General features: G+C 70.6%; 13 protein-coding genes. 10 read left to right on the top strand and 3 right to left on the bottom strand.

Annotation, left to right across the window (positions count from 1 at the left end; genetic code table 11):
- Positions 1-22: 22 nt before the first annotated feature.
- Entirely contained in the window at positions 23-1,519 is a 1,497-nt protein-coding gene (locus ABZ192_RS10230) for an amino acid permease (RefSeq protein ID WP_356924069.1), read from the top strand.
- A 56-nt stretch (positions 1,520-1,575) separates the two neighbouring features.
- Here ABZ192_RS10230 and ABZ192_RS10225 read toward each other — a convergent pair whose 3' ends face one another.
- Positions 1,576-3,402: a protein kinase gene (locus ABZ192_RS10225; RefSeq protein ID WP_356924068.1), complete on the bottom strand. Its 1,827-nt coding sequence runs from the start codon at positions 3,400-3,402 to the stop codon at positions 1,576-1,578.
- Positions 3,403-3,607: 205 nt separating this feature from the next.
- Here ABZ192_RS10225 and ABZ192_RS10220 point away from each other — a divergent pair, with 205 nt between their 5' ends.
- Positions 3,608-4,351, top strand: a complete 744-nt coding sequence (locus tag ABZ192_RS10220; RefSeq protein ID WP_356924067.1) for a hypothetical protein — start codon at positions 3,608-3,610, stop codon at positions 4,349-4,351.
- A gap of 89 nt (positions 4,352-4,440) precedes the next feature.
- Here ABZ192_RS10220 and ABZ192_RS10215 read toward each other — a convergent pair whose 3' ends face one another.
- Positions 4,441-5,022 carry a biotin transporter BioY gene (locus ABZ192_RS10215; protein WP_356924066.1) on the bottom strand — a complete coding sequence of 194 codons (582 nt, stop codon included), beginning with the start codon at positions 5,020-5,022 and terminating at the stop codon, positions 4,441-4,443.
- 450 nt (positions 5,023-5,472) lie between these two features.
- Between ABZ192_RS10215 and ABZ192_RS10210 the strand changes: the two genes are divergently transcribed.
- The 8 genes from ABZ192_RS10210 (at position 5,473) to ABZ192_RS10175 (ending at position 14,139) form a co-directional block, all read left to right on the top strand.
- Positions 5,473-6,672, top strand: a complete 1,200-nt coding sequence (locus ABZ192_RS10210) for an ROK family protein (RefSeq protein ID WP_356924065.1) — start codon at positions 5,473-5,475, stop codon at positions 6,670-6,672.
- 231 nt (positions 6,673-6,903) lie between these two features.
- The gene (locus ABZ192_RS10205) at positions 6,904-7,959 is read left to right on the top strand and encodes an ABC transporter substrate-binding protein (protein WP_356924064.1); all 1,056 of its coding nucleotides are present in this window, start codon (positions 6,904-6,906) and stop codon (positions 7,957-7,959) included.
- Entirely contained in the window at positions 7,956-8,867 is a 912-nt protein-coding gene (locus tag ABZ192_RS10200; RefSeq protein WP_356924063.1) for an ABC transporter permease, read from the top strand. The genes ABZ192_RS10205 and ABZ192_RS10200 overlap by 4 nt, the downstream gene beginning before the upstream one ends.
- On the top strand, positions 8,843-9,577 hold the full coding sequence (locus ABZ192_RS10195; protein WP_356924062.1) for an ABC transporter ATP-binding protein: 735 nt from the start codon (positions 8,843-8,845) through the stop codon (positions 9,575-9,577). The genes ABZ192_RS10200 and ABZ192_RS10195 overlap by 25 nt, the downstream gene beginning before the upstream one ends.
- Positions 9,574-10,917: an LLM class flavin-dependent oxidoreductase gene (locus tag ABZ192_RS10190; protein ID WP_356924061.1), complete on the top strand. Its 1,344-nt coding sequence runs from the start codon at positions 9,574-9,576 to the stop codon at positions 10,915-10,917. Before ABZ192_RS10195 ends, ABZ192_RS10190 begins: the two co-directional genes overlap by 4 nt.
- Before the next feature lie 22 nt (positions 10,918-10,939).
- Positions 10,940-11,833, top strand: a complete 894-nt coding sequence (locus ABZ192_RS10185; RefSeq protein WP_356924060.1) for a TauD/TfdA family dioxygenase — start codon at positions 10,940-10,942, stop codon at positions 11,831-11,833.
- 121 nt (positions 11,834-11,954) lie between these two features.
- On the top strand, positions 11,955-13,358 hold the full coding sequence (locus ABZ192_RS10180) for an amino acid permease (protein ID WP_356924059.1): 1,404 nt from the start codon (positions 11,955-11,957) through the stop codon (positions 13,356-13,358).
- Between the two features lie 133 nt (positions 13,359-13,491).
- Positions 13,492-14,139, top strand: a complete 648-nt coding sequence (locus tag ABZ192_RS10175; RefSeq protein WP_356924058.1) for a superoxide dismutase — start codon at positions 13,492-13,494, stop codon at positions 14,137-14,139.
- Between the two features lie 136 nt (positions 14,140-14,275).
- Here the strand turns inward: ABZ192_RS10175 and ABZ192_RS10170 are convergent, their stop codons facing one another.
- Positions 14,276-15,052 (bottom strand): SAM-dependent methyltransferase, encoded by a 777-nt coding sequence (locus ABZ192_RS10170; RefSeq protein ID WP_356924057.1) that lies wholly within the window; start codon positions 15,050-15,052, stop codon positions 14,276-14,278.
- Positions 15,053-15,061: the final 9 nt, after the last annotated feature.

Here is a 15,061-nt window from a genome sequence, read left to right as displayed (position 1 = left end):
CGGCGCAAAGGAAATCCGTTCCATGACCTCGCAGCCGACTCTCAAAACGACAGGAAACGAACCCGGTGACGGCTCCGGGCTCCAGGCCGGGCTGAAGAGCCGGCATCTGTCGATGATCGCCATCGGTGGCGTCATCGGGGCGGGCCTGTTCGTCGGGTCCAGCTCCGGCATCGCCACCGCCGGGCCCGGCATCCTGCTGTCGTACGCCCTCGTCGGCACGCTCGTCGTGCTGGTGATGCGGATGCTCGGTGAGATGTCGGCCGCCAACCCGACGTCGGGTTCCTTCTCCGCGCACGCCGACCGCGCCCTCGGGTCCTGGGCCGGTTTCTCCATCGGCTGGCTGTACTGGTTCTTCTGGGTGGTCGTGCTGGCGGTCGAGGCCACCGCCGGTGCGGTGATCCTGGAGGGCTGGATACCGGCCGTGCCGCAGTGGGCCTGGGCCCTGATCGTGATGCTGGTGCTCACCGCCACCAACCTCGTCTCCGTCGGTTCGTACGGAGAGTTCGAGTTCTGGTTCGCCGGGATCAAGGTGGTCGCGATCGCCGCGTTCATCGTCATCGGCGGGCTGGCCGTGTTCGGGCTGCTGCCGGGTGTGGACAGTGAGCAGGCCGGGCTGAGCAACCTCACCGAGCACGGGGGCTTCCTGCCCCACGGTCCCGGGGCGATCCTCACGGGTGTGCTGCTCGTCGTCTTCTCCTTCATGGGCAGCGAGATCGCCACCCTGGCCGCCGGTGAGTCCGAGAATCCGCAGCAGGCCGTCACCAAGGCCACCAACAGCATCATCTGGCGTGTCGCCGTGTTCTACCTCGGCTCGATCTTCGTCGTGGTGTCTCTGCTGCCCTGGGACAGCAAGTCCATCACCAAGGACGGCTCGTACGTCGCGGCGCTCGACTCCCTCGGCATCCCGCACGCCGGTCAGATCATGAACTTCATCGTGCTGACGTCGGTGCTGTCCTGTCTCAACTCCGGGCTCTACACCGCCTCCCGCATGGCCTTCTCGCTCGGCCAGCGCGGTGACGCGCCGAAGGGCTTCGCCCGGACGACCGCCAACGGCGTGCCGCGCACGGCGATCCTCGCGTCCGTCGCGTTCGGATTCGTCGCCGTGTTCTTCAACTACAAGTTCCCGGACTCCGTCTTCCTCTTCCTCGTGAACTCCAGTGGCGCTGTCGCCCTCTTCGTGTGGCTGGTGATCTGCTTCTCCCAGCTGCGGATGCGGAGGATCATCCAGGCCGAGGCGCCCGAGAAGCTCGTCGTGAAGATGTGGCTGTACCCGTACCTGACCTGGGCGACGGCCGCGCTGATCGTGTTCATCCTCGGTTACATGCTCACCGACACCGAGCACGACGGGCGCGAGACCATGCTGCTGTCGCTGCTCGTCGCGGCGCTCGTCCTCGTCGTCGCCTTCGTGAAGGAGCAGGTCCTCGGGGGGCGGCGGGCCGCCGCTGCAGCCGCGCAGGCGCAGGGACAGGAACAAGGACAGGCGCAGGACGACAGGCGGGACGAGGTTTCGGCCGGCTGACCGACCGTTCCCGGTGCCCCCCGTTCGTGGTGAACGGGGGGCTTTTCCGTTGCCGCCTACAGCACCGTGAAGCTGTCCTTGACCTTCTCGTACGTACGGAGGGCTTCCGGTTCGATGCCGGAGTCGTACCAGGTGTTGATCTGGTACGACTTGCCGCCCGAGTTGAAGCCGAGCAGGCGGGCGTGCCAGTGGACGCCCTTCAGCGTGAACGTGTACTCCCACACCACCGCCGGATGGCCGCGGAACGTCGTCTCCTCCAGGCGGACCTTCTGGTAGTCCTCACCCTGTTGGGCGTTGCGCTCCGAGGTCTGCCAGGTCTCCAGCAGGTCGCCGCGGGCCAGGGACGACTTGCCGACGAGTTCCTGCGTGCCGTCCGGGGAGGTGTAGTGCACCTCCGCGCCCGTCTTCACGTCCCGCCGCCAGCCGTCGGGTGTCGCCCAGGCGAATCCGCCGGCCTCCCGGTGCGCGCCCGGCGGCAGGCTCTGCGGCCTGGAGGTGCCTTCGACGGTGGGTGAGGGGGTGGAGTCGGGGGTGGACTCGGTGGTGGGTGCTGCGGAGGCCGAGGAGCCTGCGCGGGGGGCGCCGTCGCCCGGTGAGCCGGATGTCGTCGCCAGCACGATTCCTACGACGGCGCCGACCGTCGCGACCGTGGCTGCGGCGGCGGCGAGCATCGTACGGCGGTGTCCGGCGCGGAGGCGGGCCGCGGCCGGTGTGGCGGGGCCGGGGAGTTCGCCCGGCGGCATCGCGGTGGGTGCCGGGTGGGGGCGGCACTCCGTCGCCGCCTGTGCCCGGCTGAGGGAGACGGGGCTGGGGCGGGGGGTGGTCGTGGTGGCGTGCGGTGGAGTGGTGGGTGGCCGGTCGGGTTGCGGGACGGGGGCGGGCACGGGCTCGGGCACGGGCTCGGGCTGTCGGTCCGGCCTTGCGGCGGCGGGGTGCTGAGCGGGGGCCACAGGCGACACCGGCTCCCCGTCCGACGGCTCCGGCCCCGGCAACCCCTCAGTCCGCTCCAGCCGTTCCCGTATCGCCACCACCGGCACCGTAGGCGTCGGTGCCGGGAACGCGACCGGCTCCAAGGCCGCTTCCAGTTCCTCCAGGCCCGGGCGGACCGACGGTTCCTTTTCCAGCAGGGACGTCAGGATGTCGCGCAGCGGTCCCGACGTGGCGGGGAGTTCGGGTTCCTCGTACAGGACCGCGTGCAGGGTCGCGAGCGTGGTGTCGCGGGCGAAGGGGGAACGGCCGCCCAGGGCCGCGCAGAGCGTCGCGCCGAGGGACCAGACGTCGGACGGTGGGCCCTGCGGGCGGCCGGAGATGCGCTCGGGAGCCATGTAGTCGGGCGAGCCGACCAGCATGCCGACCATGGTGAGCGCCTTGGCGTCCTGGATCGCGGCGATGCCGAAGTCCGTGAGGACGACCCGCCCGGAGGCGGTGCCGCGTCCCGGCCCGGCCGATCCGCTCCAGGTCTCCACCAGCACGTTGCCCGGCTTGATGTCCCGGTGCAGTACGCCCCGCGCATGGACCTGCCGCAGCGCCGCGACCAGGCCGAGTCCGATCCGGGCCGTGTCGCGGGGGCTCAGTGGGCCGTCCTCCGCGAGGATCTGCTCGAGGGAGCGGCCCGCGACCAACTCCATGACGATCCACAGGCGTTCGCCTTCGTCGACCACGTCGTAGACCCGTACGACGTTGGCGTGGTCGATCCGGGCCGTGGCCCTGGCCTCGCGCAGGGTGCGTTCGCGGCGGGTCCTGCTGTCCTCCGCGTCGAGGCCGTCGATCCGCATTTCCTTGACGGCGACCTGCCGGTCGAGTATTTCGTCGGCGGCTCGCCACACCCGCCCCATTCCCCCCTGACCGATACTTTCGACCAGCCGATAGCGCCCCGTCACCAATATCCCTGGAACACCGCCGATGTTCGCATTCCCCGGCAATCCGCTGCACCCCCTCCGCGACGCCGCGACCGACTCCAGTGAAACACAACGGTCACACTTCGTCCCGTACCAGGATAGTGCCGGGAAATCTTGTGGTAGCTCTTTCAGTACTGGCGAATTCTGGTGCAGGCCAGGGCAGTCCAGGGGGACGCAAAGGGGGGCGAACATGAGTTCTCGTCGCACGGCGGCGGTCGCGGGATCGCTGGTGGCAGCATCTTTCTCGGCCGTGGTGATCCTTTCCGGAACGGCCGGAGCGGAAGACGAAGGGCCCGCGAGCAGCAAGGGGGGAAAGGTCGTTAACGAGGCGCCGGCGGGGGTGAAGCTGACCACGCTGCTGCCCGAGAAGATCTCGGTCGACAACGGCTCCGAAAAGACGGCGCTCACCGCCACGGTGAAGAACGAGGGGAACAAGGACAGCGGGAAGATCCAGCTTTTGGTCGTCGGTTTCGACGGGCTCATCGTCAAGAACGTCCAGGGGTGTTCCCCGATAGCCGAGAACAATCTTCCGGAGGGTTCGAACAGCGGTTTCAGCTGCCCTCTCGACAATCTCGCGGCCGGTGAGTCGAAGTCGTACGCCGTCGACGCGACGTACGACCTGGGCAAGACCGGGAAGATCTGTCTGCCCGTGCAGAGCGGCGACGGGAACAAGACGTTCTGGCAGCAGGGCCCGGTGCCGTTCGGCACGACGAATCCGTCGCCGGACGCACCGGCGACGCCGCTGCTGCTCGGCACCGACAACGAGCCGGTCTCCCCCGGCAAGCCGGATTCCCCGGGCGGCAAGGAGCTGCCGAAGACCGGTCCGGCGCGCGATCTGCTGCCGCTGGGGGCGGCCGGTGCGTCGCTGCTCGCGGCGGGCGTGGCGGGGATGTGGTGGTCCCAGCGGCGGCGGCCAGGGGTTCAGGAGGGCTGATTCAGCCTCTGCCGACCGCACTTGCGCCAAAGGGCCCGCCGGGGGGCGTGACGCCCCCCCGGCGGGCCCTTTGGGCAACGCCTACGGGTTCAGCGCTTGTTCGCGAACTTCCATGCCGTCGGCAGCGCCCCCATCGCCAGCGCCGCCTTCAGCGCGTCGCCGATCAGGAACGGCGTGAGGCCGGCGGCGATCGCTGCGGTGGCGGACATGCCGGTGGCGAGGGCCAGGTAGGGCACGCCGACGGCGTAGATGATCGCCTCGCCCACCAGCATCGTGCCCGCCATGCGCAGCATCGAGCGGTCGGCGCCGCGGCGGGCCAGGGCGCCCACCACCGTGGCGGCGAGGATCATGCCGAGGATGTAGCCGAAGGAGGGGGCGACGCCGGAGGTGCCGCTCGCGAACCACGGCACACCGGCGAGGCCCGCCACGGCGTAGAGCGCCAGCGCGAGGAAGCCGCGGCCGGCGCCGAGGGAGGTGCCGACGAGCAGTGCGGCGAAGGTCTGGCCGGTCACCGGCACCGGGGAACCGGGCACGGGCACCGAGAGCTGCGCGGCGAGGCCGGTGAGCACGGCTCCGCCGAGCACGAGGGCCGCGTCCCGGACACGGGACGCGGGCAGCAGGTCGGCGAGGACCTGCCCGGTGCGGGCGGGTGTGGCGGCAGCGGTGCTCATGGGGACTCCGCGGGAGTGAGGGCCGTTCGGGACACCGTGACGCTATCCCAGCGCACTCACCCGGATCACCGTCAGCGCTCGACAAAGGCGTGGACCGGCAGTTGGTCGGCTTCGAACAAAGGGGGCGGGTTACAGCCACCATGGCGTGATGCCAGTCACGGTGATGGGGTGCCCTGTGACACGAGAGCGGGAAACCGGGCGTCTGTAGGTTTCCCCCAACGGTGCCGAGTCCGCCGTCTCGTCCGTCGGTCACCGTCTGGGCAGTCCCGGGCCGTTTTGCTAGCGTCGCGGACATGGTTGCCCAGGCCCGGTACTTCTCGTCGCGTCGCTACGTCGACCTGCGACGCCAGGGCACGGCCACCTGTCGCCGCCCGGTGTGAGGCGGGGCGGAGCGGATCCGGCTCGCCGATCGAGACGGCGCAGTGTCGGACCGGCCCCAGGAAGATTCCCATGCCCCGTACCGCGGCTCCCCTTCTTTCGTCCCCCATTCCCCGTGCCGCCGACAGCGACCGGCGCCGCACCAGCGCCAGTGTCGTCCTGCGGTCCGTGCTGGAGCACGGACCGGTCGCGCGCAGCACCATCGCCCGGCTGACCGGCCTGTCGCCGGCGTCGGTGACCGACTACTGTGCCCGGTTCGCCGAGTGGGGGCTCATCCGCGAGTCCGCCGTGCTCCGGCGCTCCGGGGGCGTGGGGCGACCGCATCTGCCGGTCGACCTGGACGACTCCCGGTTCGTGGTCGGCTCCGTGCACGTGGCGGTGCCGCACACCACGGTCGCGCTGCTGGATCTGCGCGGGCGGGTCGTGGCCCGTCGCGAGGTGAAGCACGAACGCACCGAGCCCGCACAGGTGCTGGCCCGGGCCGCCGACGGGCTGGCGGCGCTGCTCGCCGGGACTCCCGGCCGCAGGTCGCTGAGCGTCGGTTTCGCGGCGGGCGGCTGGGTGGACCGGGACTCGGGCACCGTCGTCGAGCATCCGCTGCTGGGCTGGCGCGAGGTGCCGGTGCGGGAGGTGCTCGGCGCGCACACCGGGCTGCCGGTCCATGTGGACGGGCACGCGCGGGCGCTGGTCAACGCGGAGCGCCTGTTCGGCGGGGCGCGGGGCAGCCGCAGCGTGTTGCACCTGTTCGCGGGCAACGTGGTCGACGCGGCGTTCACCACCCACGACGAGGTGCACCACGGGCCGCGCTCCCAGGCCGGGACCATCGCCCATCTGCCCGTGCCGGGCGGCACGGAGAACTGTGACTGCGGTCGTGTCGGCTGCCTCCAGGAAGAGTTGAGCGAGCGGACGCTGTGCCGGCGGGCCCGCGAGGCGGGGATCGTCGACGGGGTGAACCCGATGCACGTGGTCGGCGCCGCCGCGGCCGGTGACCCGGTGGCCGTACGGCTGCTGGTGGAGCGGTCGCGGAGGGCCGGGCGTGCGGTGCGACTGCTGCTCGATGTGCTCAACCCGGAGCGGGTGGTCGTGACGGAGATCGGAATCCTGCACCGGGAGGACTGCCTGACCGCGTTGCGGGAAGAGGTCGGAGCCGGCCGTGCCGCGACCGTGTCACCGATCAGTTTCCCGGATTCCGTCCTGGCCGTGGCGGGTGGTTCGGTGGCACTCGACGTGCTCTACCGGGATCCGCTGGGCGCGTCACCTGACGTCATTTAATTCAGAAACTCGGAATGTTGACAGGAGTTGCGCAGGGCCGGGAACATCCTGTTCATGAGCCCGCTCACGAGGTGTCGCACTCTCTGTTGCTGACCCGTTGACGCGCCCCCGGCGCCCGTTCACGGAGCGCCTTCTCCTTCCCGTGTGAAATTCACGTGAATTCCCGGTCCGTCCTTTTTCCTGCCGGAATTCCACGTGCCGTGCCGTCTTCCATTCCCAGGGAGTCCTCCCATGCCCTCGCCCCCCGTCCCCGGTGTCGACCGGCGACTGTTCCTGACCTCACTGCTCGGCGTGACGGCCGCGGCGGCCGGACTGAGCGGCTGCGCGGACGACAGCGCCGCGGCCGAGGCGGCATCCGACGCCCCTCTGGCCACCAGGGTTCCCGCGGGTACGAGCCTGCAGATCGCCTCGTACCAGAACGCGCAGCAACTCCAGTTCAAGCTGGCCGGGTTCCGCGATCTGCCGTTCAAGGTGTCCGACTGGCTGAACATCGGCGCGGGTCCCGACGTCATCAACGCTTTCCGCGCGAAGTCGCTGGAGGTCGCCAACAACGCGGGTATTCCTCCGATCCAGGCGCACTACCAGGGTTTTGACGCGAGGATCGTCGCGATCAACGTCACCCGCAAGCCCAATTACCTGTTCGCCACCAAGCCCGGCAGTGACCTTCGCGAGGTCGCCGACTTCAAGGGCAGGCGGCTGGCCTTCTCCCAGGGGCAGGCGCAGGGTGTCGTGCTGCTGCGGGCGCTGAAGAAGGCCGGGCTGGCGTACGACGACGTGGAGCTGGTGCCGCTGACCAGCAACCAGTTCCTCACCGCCCTGCAGTCCGGGCAGGTGGACATCGCCCCGCTCGCCAACACGCAGGCGCCCGCGTACCTGGCGCAGTACAAGTCCGCCCGGACCATCACCACGGACGTGGTGGACCTGCTCAACCTGCTGTGGGCGCCGGTCTCGGTGCTGAACGACTCCGCGAAGGCCGCCGCGATCGCCGCGTACATCCCGTACTGGGCGAAGGGCCAGGTGTGGACGTACGAGCACCCCGCCGAGTGGAACGAGCAGTTCTACGTCGGGACGCAGAACCTGACCCCGGCCCAGGCGAAGGCGGTCACCGCGCTGGCCAACAAGCCGCTGTTCCCGCCCCGCTGGGACGAGGCGATCGCGTGGGAGCAGGAGACCGCCGATCTGCTCGCGGAGGGCGGCTTCGTGAAGAAGTTCGACGTCTCCGAGCTCTTCGACCACCGCTTCGAGTCCATCGCGGCGCAGGCCGTGCCCGCGGAGTACCGGAGGTGACCGCCGTGACCACGACCACGCACACGACCACGCACACGACCGCGTCCGCGTCCGCGACCGCGACCGCGAACGCGACCGCCGCCGCACCGCTCGCCGCCGCCGCCGCCGAGGAGACGCGCCAGGTGCGCAGGCGCCGGCGGCTGGCCCCCGGCAGGCGGTTGCCCGCCACGCGGCTCATCGGGCCCGCCGTCGTCCTCGCCCTGTGGGTCGTCGCCTCCGCGGCCGGACTGCTCGACGCGGGGGCGGTCCCGGCGCCCTGGACGGTGCTGGAGACGGGCAGCCGCCTGTGGAGCGCGGGCACGCTGCCGGACGACATCCTGACCTCGCTGCAGCGCGCGGCCGCCGGCTTCGCCATCGGCCTGACCGTGGGAATCCTGCTCGCACTGGCGTCCGGGCTCACCCGGACCGGCGAGGCACTGATCGACGGCACGGTCAACCTCAACCGGGCGATCCCCACCCTGGGTCTGATCCCGCTGTTCATCCTCTGGCTGGGCATCGGCGAGACCTTCAAGATCGCCATCATCGCGATCGTCGTCTACGTCCCGGTCTACCTCAACACGCATGCCGCGCTGTCCGGCATCGACAGCCGATTCGTCGAGCTGGCCGAGGTCCAGGGGCTGTCGAAGTACCGGTTCATCCGGCAGGTCGTCATCCCGGGTGCGCTGCCCGGCTTCTTCGTCGGACTGCGGCTCGGCGTGACCGGCTCCTGGCTGGGCCTGGTGGTGCTGGAGCAGATCAACGCCACCAGCGGCCTCGGCTACATGATGTTCCAGGCGCAGAACTACGGCCAGACGGACGTCATCCTCGTCGGCCTGGTCGTCTACGGCATCTTCGGCCTCATCTCCGACAGCGCGGTCCGCAACGTCGAACGGAGGGTGCTGTCATGGCGCCGCACACTGAGCAGCTGACCCGGCCCGCCGTCCGGTTGCGGGGCCTGACCCGGTCGTTCGACGGGCGCACGGTCCTCGACGGCATCGACCTCGATCTGCCGGACGGACAGTTCACCGCCCTGCTCGGGCACAGCGGCTCCGGCAAGAGCACGCTGCTGCGGGCGATCGCCGGACTCGACCACGGCGTCACGGGCAGCGGTCGGCTGACCGCGCCGGAACGGGTGTCGGTGGTCTTCCAGGACTCCCGGCTGCTGCCCTGGCGGCGGGTGCTCGCCAACGTCCTGCTCGGACTGGAGGGCAAGGACGCCGAGCGGCGCGGCCGTGAGGCGCTGGACGAGGTGGGGCTGAAGGGCCGCGAGCGGGCCTGGCCGGGCGAGCTGTCCGGCGGGGAGGCGCAGCGTGCCGCCCTGGCCCGGTCCCTCGTCCGCGAGCCGGAACTGCTGCTGGCCGACGAGCCGTTCGGGGCGCTGGACGCGCTCACCCGGATCCGGATGCACGGCCTGCTCAGGGAGCTGTGGGAGCGCCACCGCCCCTCGGTGCTGCTGGTCACCCACGACGTGGACGAGGCGATCGTGCTCGCCGACCGGGTGCTCGTCCTCGACCAGGGCCGGATCGGCCTCGACCTGACCATCGACCGCGTGCACCCGCGGTCGTACCGCGACCCCCTGCTCGGCGAGTACCGGGAGCGGCTGCTGGCCGCGCTCGGTGTCACGGAGGACCATCGATGACCCGCAGACAGCTGCACCTCAACGCGTTCCTGATGACCACCGGCCACCACGAGGCGTCGTGGCGGCTGCCGGAGAGCGACCCGTACGCGCATGTGGACCTGGCGCACTACGTGCGGCTCGCCCGGATCGCCGAGCGCGGCACCTTCGACTCGCTGTTCCTCGCCGACGGCCCGCACCTGTGGAGCAGTGTGGCGCAGCGGCCCGCCGGGGCGCTGGAGCCGATCACCCTGCTCACCGCCCTGGCCACGGCCACCGAGCACATCGGCCTGATCGCCACGGCCTCCACCTCGTACAACTCGCCGTACAACCTGGCCCGCAGGTTCGCCACCCTGGACCACATCAGCGGCGGCCGGGCGGGCTGGAACATCGTCACCACCGCCGGTGCCGAGGCCGCCCGCAACTTCGGTCTCGACGCCGAGCCGACGCACGCCGAGCGGTATGCGCGGGCCGCCGAGTTCCTCGACGTGGCGCTGAAGCTGTGGGACAGCTGGGAGGACGACGCGATCGTCGCCGACAAGGCGGCGGGCGTGTGGGGCGACGACGCGAAGATCCATCCGCCCCGGCACCAGGGCCGCTACTTCAGCGTCGAGGGGGCGCTCAACGTGCCCCGCACGCCTCAGGGTTACCCCCTGCTCGTACAGGCCGGCTCCTCCGAGGACGGCAAGCGGTTCGCCGCGCGGTACGCGGAGGCGGTGTTCACCGCCCAGCAGACCGTCGAGGACGCGCGGGCCTTCTACGCCGACCTCAAGTCCCGGACGGCCGCGGCCGGCCGCGACGCCGACCACATCAAGGTGCTGCCGGGCATCGTCCCGGTGATCGGCTCGACGGAGGCGGAGGCGCGGGCGCACGAGCGGCTCTTGGAGGAGCACATCGTGCACACGCACGGAGTGGACCGCCTGGAGCGGCTGCTGCACCTGGCCCCGGGGACCCTGGATCTGGACGGCCCGCTCCCCTCCGACCTGCCGCCGGAGAGCGCCATCGAGGGCGCCAGGAGCCGCTACACGCTCGTCGTCGAGCTGGCCCGGCGCGAGCGGCTCACCGTGCGGCAGCTGATCGGGCGGCTCGGCGGCGGGCGCGGGCACCTCACCTTCGCCGGGACGCCCGAGCAGGTCGCCGACACGATCGCGCTGTGGTTCGGCTCGGGCGCCGCCGACGGCTTCAACATCATGCCCGCGGTCCTGCCGTCCGGCCTGGAGGCCTTCGTCGAGCACGTCGTCCCGATCCTGCGCGCCCGGGGCCTGCTCCGCACCGGGTACGGCGGCCCCCGCCGAACCCTGCGGGAGCGGTACGGCCTCCCGCGCCCCGCCAACCAGCACGTCCTCGCACCGGCACTCGTCTGACCACCCTGAAGGGAACTTCACCATGAGCATCGAGATCCACAAGGTCACCGCGAACATCGGCGCCCGCGTCGAAGGCGTCGACATCACCCGGCCCCTCGACGGGGAGACGTACACCGCCCTGCGTGAGGCGCTCAACGCCCACAAGGCCCTCGTCTTCGACGCGGAGGGGCTGGACGACGCGGGCCAGCAGGCCTTCGCCGGTCACTTCGGTGACATCACCGCCGCCCATCCGACGGTGTCCTCCGTCGACGGCGCCCCGAACGTCCTGCCCGTCGACAGCGAGGGCGGCCGGGCCGCCAACCACTGGCACACCGACGTCACCTTCGTCCTCAACCCGCCGCAGGCCACCAGCCTGCGCAGCATCACGGTCCCCCCGTACGGCGGCGAGACGCTGATCGCCAGCTCGGCGGCCGCCTACCGGAACCTGCCCGAGTCGCTGCGGAACCTCGCCGACACGCTGTGGGCCGAGCACACCAACGACTACGACTACGCCGTCCCCGACGAGGACGTCGACGAGGTGCAGGCCGCCCGGCGCGCCCAGTTCACCTCGATCAGGTACCGCACGGCCCACCCGGTGGTCCGCGTCCACCCCCTGACCGGCGAGCGCGGGCTGTTCATCGGCGGCTTCGCGCAGCGGATCGTGGGCCTGTCGCCGGGCGAGTCCCGCAAGATCCTCGACCTGCTCCAGGCGTACGTCGTGCGGCCGGAGAACGTCCTGCGGCACCGCTGGTCGCCGAACCAGCTCGTCGTGTTCGACAACCGCATCACCCAGCACTACGCCGTCGACAACTACGACGGTCTGCCGCGCCGCCTGCACCGGGTCACGGTCGCGGGAGACATCCCCGTCGGAATCGACGGTAAGGAGAGCTACGTCATCGAGGGCGACGCCTCGCACTACACGTCGGTCGCCGCGTAGCCACGGAGAGCGACGCGGCTGTCCATATGCTGGGATGCCTCTCCGCTCGGGCGGAGAGGCATCCCAGACTGTCGGCGTTTTTGCCCTCGCACTCCTCTCACGCATTGGACGAGCCGCGCCCATGCCCAGCAGCACCACCACGGAGACGCAGCCCAGTACGGACGACGTCTCCCTCTCCCACGGCCTGAAACAGCGCCATCTGTCGATGATCGCCCTCGGCGGGGTGATCGGCGCCGGACTGTTCGTCGGTTCCGGCGCGGGCATCGCCGCCGCCGGTCCGTCGATCGTGGTCGCCTACGCCCTCTCCGGCCTCCTCGTGATGCTGGTGATGCGGATGCTCGGCGAGATGTCGGCCGCGTATCCGTCGTCGGGTTCGTTCTCGGCGCACGCGGAGCGGGCGATCGGCCCCTGGGCCGGATTCACGGCCGGGTGGGCGTTCTGGGTGCTGCTGTGCACGGCCGTCGGCCTGGAGGGCATCGGTGCCGCGAAGATCGTCAGCGGCTGGCTGCCGGGCACGCCGGAGTGGGCGTGGGTGGCGCTGTTCATGGTCGTGTTCTGCGGCACGAACCTCGCGGCCGTGAAGAACTTCGGCGAGTTCGAGTTCTGGTTCGCGGCCCTGAAGGTCGGCGCGATCACGCTGTTCCTGGCGCTCGGCGTCCTGGCGATCCTCGGGATCCTGCCGGGCACGGACTCCCCCGGTGCCTCGCACCTCACCGACTTCCTCCCCAACGGCGGTGAGGGCCTGGTCATCGGCCTGCTCGCCTCGGTCTTCGCCTACGGCGGGCTGGAGACGGTCACCATCGCTGCGGCCGAGTCGGAGAACCCCGTCAAGGGCGTGGCGAGCGCGGTCCGTACGGCGATGTGGCGGATCGCGCTGTTCTACGTCGGCTCGATGGCGGTCATCGTCACGCTGGTGCCGTGGGACTCGAAGGAGGTCGTCGAGAAGGGCCCGTACGTGGCCGCCCTCGACGAGCTCGGCATCCCGGGCGCCGGCCAGCTGATGAACGTCGTCGTGCTGGTGGCGCTGCTGTCCGCCATGAACGCCAACATCTACGGTGCTTCGCGCATCGCCTACTCGCTGGTGGAGCGCGGCCAGGGCCCGAAGGTGCTGGGCCGGGTCTCGGGCGGGGTGCCGCGGATCGCCGTGCTGGCCTCCTCCGTCTTCGGGTTCCTGTGCGTGCTGCTGAGCTACTGGCGGCCGAACGACGTCTTCTCCTGGCTGCTGAACATGATCGGCGCGGTGATCCTGGTCGTCTGGATCTTCATCGCCGTCTCGCAACTGCGGCTGCGGAGGCGCCTGGAACGGGAGACACCTCAGAAGCTGGTCGTGCGGATGTGGGCGTTCCCGTGGCTGACCTGGGTCGCGCTGGTCGGCATGGCCGCCGTCTTCGTCCTGATGGCCCGCCAGCCCGACACGCGGGTGCAGCTGTACTCGACGGGCGGGATGACGCTGGTCCTGGCGGCCGTCGGCTACGCGTGGCAGAAGGCGCGCGCCCGGCAGCAGGAGCCCCCTGGCGTCTCTTGACGTCCCCTGACGGAAGGCCCCCGCGAGACACGCGGGGGCCTTTTTGCGTGCCCTGGGCATCGGCACCACCCTCTTGCTGCTAGCGTGCAGTTGCAAGCTTGTTGCAATAAGAGGTTCGGAGGGGATCCCGCCCATGCCCGTCTACACGTTGCCCGACCTGCCCTACGACTACTCCACGCTCGCCCCCGTGATCAGCCCGGAGATCATCGAGCTGCACCACGACAAGCACCACGCCGCCTATGTGAAGGGCGCCAACGACACGCTGGAGCAGCTTGCGGAGGCGCGGGACAAGGGGACGTGGGGGGCGGTCAACGGGCTGGAGAAGAACCTGGCCTTCCACCTGTCCGGGCACATCCTGCACAGCATCTACTGGCAGAACATGACCGGCCCCAAGGACGGCGGCGGTGAGCCGCTGGCGCAGGACGGTGTGGGTGACCTCGCGGACGCGATCACCGAGTCGTTCGGGTCGTTCGCGAACTTCAAGGCGCAGTTGTCCAAGGCGTCGGCGACCACGCAGGGCTCGGGCTGGGGCGTGCTCGCCTACGAGCCGCTGAGCGGGCGGCTGATCGTGGAGCAGGTCTACGACCACCAGGGCAACGTCGGCCAGGGCTCGACCCCGATCCTCGTCTTCGACGCCTGGGAGCACGCCTTCTACCTCCAGTACCGCAACCAGAAGGTCGACTTCATCGAGGCCATGTGGCAGGTCGTCAACTGGCAGGACGTGGCGCGGCGGTACGAGGCCGCCAGGTCCCGCGCGGACGTGCTGCTGCTGGCGCCCTGACGGCTGCGTGCCGCCGAGTCGTCCTGCCTCGTGATCGTCTTCTCACCCTTCACGACCGGCAGGCGGTAGAAGGAAGCCCCCGCGAGGACGTGACTCGCGGGGGCTTTCCGTGCGTGCGCTACAGCTCGCGCGTGCGCTACGGCTTGCGGCCCAGGCCGCCGTGCTGGCCGATCGGCTCCGTGGGGGCGCCCGGCTCGGGGTGCCACCGCGGTACCGAGACCACGCCCGGTTCCACCAGCTCCAGGCCCTCGAAGAAGGCCTCGATCTGCTCGACCGGCCGCAGGTGGTACGGGACCGCGCCGGTCTCGTTGTAGGCGTCCTGTGCCTGCTCGTAGACCGGGTCGGTGCCGCGGGACCCCTCGTTGAGGGAGAGGTAGCTGCCGGAGGGCAGACCGGTCAGGAGGCGGCGGACGAGGTCGCGGGCCTCGTCGTAGTCGGCCACGTGGCCCAGGATGCCGCTGAGGATCAGGGCCGTGGGGCGGGTGAGGTCGAGCGTCTTGCCTGCGGCCTCGATGATGCGCTCCGGCTCGAAGAGGCTGATGGGCTCGTACGACGTCGCGCCCTCGGGCGTGGAGGTGAGCAGGGCGCGGGCGTGGGCGAGGACCAGCGGGTCGTTGTCGACGTAGACGATCCGCGACTCGGGGGCGAGCCTCTGGGCCACCTCGTGGGTGTTGTCGACGGTCGGCAGGCCGGTCCCGACGTCGAGGAACTGACGTACGCCGGCCTCCTGGACGAGGTGGCGGATGCTGCGGCCGAGGAAGGCGCGGCTGCTGCGGGCGATGGTGACGATTCCGGGGAACACGGCGGTGTAGGCGTCACCGGCCGCCTCGTCCACCGGGTAGTTGTCCTTGCCGCCCAGCCAGTAGTTCCAGATCCGGGCCGAGTGCGGCACCGAGGTGTCGATCTGCGTCATGGGCTCATA

Origin of the sequence: Streptomyces sp. NPDC006235 (assembly GCF_040613735.1) — a bacterium.
In the GTDB taxonomy this organism is placed as follows: Bacteria; Actinomycetota; Actinomycetes; order Streptomycetales; family Streptomycetaceae; genus Streptomyces.
This window is presented reverse-complemented; position numbering and strand designations above follow the sequence as displayed.

Coding starts and splice junctions, on each gene's coding strand:
- ABZ192_RS10205 (WP_356924064.1), top strand. CDS start 6,904: ATGCCCTCGCCCCCCGTCCCCGGTGTCGACCGGCGACTGTTCCTGACC.
- ABZ192_RS10180 (WP_356924059.1), top strand. CDS start 11,955: ATGCCCAGCAGCACCACCACGGAGACGCAGCCCAGTACGGACGACGTC.
- ABZ192_RS10175 (WP_356924058.1), top strand. CDS start 13,492: ATGCCCGTCTACACGTTGCCCGACCTGCCCTACGACTACTCCACGCTC.
- ABZ192_RS10230 (WP_356924069.1), top strand. CDS start 23: ATGACCTCGCAGCCGACTCTCAAAACGACAGGAAACGAACCCGGTGAC.
- ABZ192_RS10220 (WP_356924067.1), top strand. CDS start 3,608: ATGAGTTCTCGTCGCACGGCGGCGGTCGCGGGATCGCTGGTGGCAGCA.
- ABZ192_RS10195 (WP_356924062.1), top strand. CDS start 8,843: ATGGCGCCGCACACTGAGCAGCTGACCCGGCCCGCCGTCCGGTTGCGG.
- ABZ192_RS10190 (WP_356924061.1), top strand. CDS start 9,574: ATGACCCGCAGACAGCTGCACCTCAACGCGTTCCTGATGACCACCGGC.
- ABZ192_RS10170 (WP_356924057.1), bottom strand. CDS start 15,052: ATGACGCAGATCGACACCTCGGTGCCGCACTCGGCCCGGATCTGGAAC.
- ABZ192_RS10185 (WP_356924060.1), top strand. CDS start 10,940: ATGAGCATCGAGATCCACAAGGTCACCGCGAACATCGGCGCCCGCGTC.
- ABZ192_RS10210 (WP_356924065.1), top strand. CDS start 5,473: ATGCCCCGTACCGCGGCTCCCCTTCTTTCGTCCCCCATTCCCCGTGCC.
- ABZ192_RS10215 (WP_356924066.1), bottom strand. CDS start 5,022: ATGAGCACCGCTGCCGCCACACCCGCCCGCACCGGGCAGGTCCTCGCC.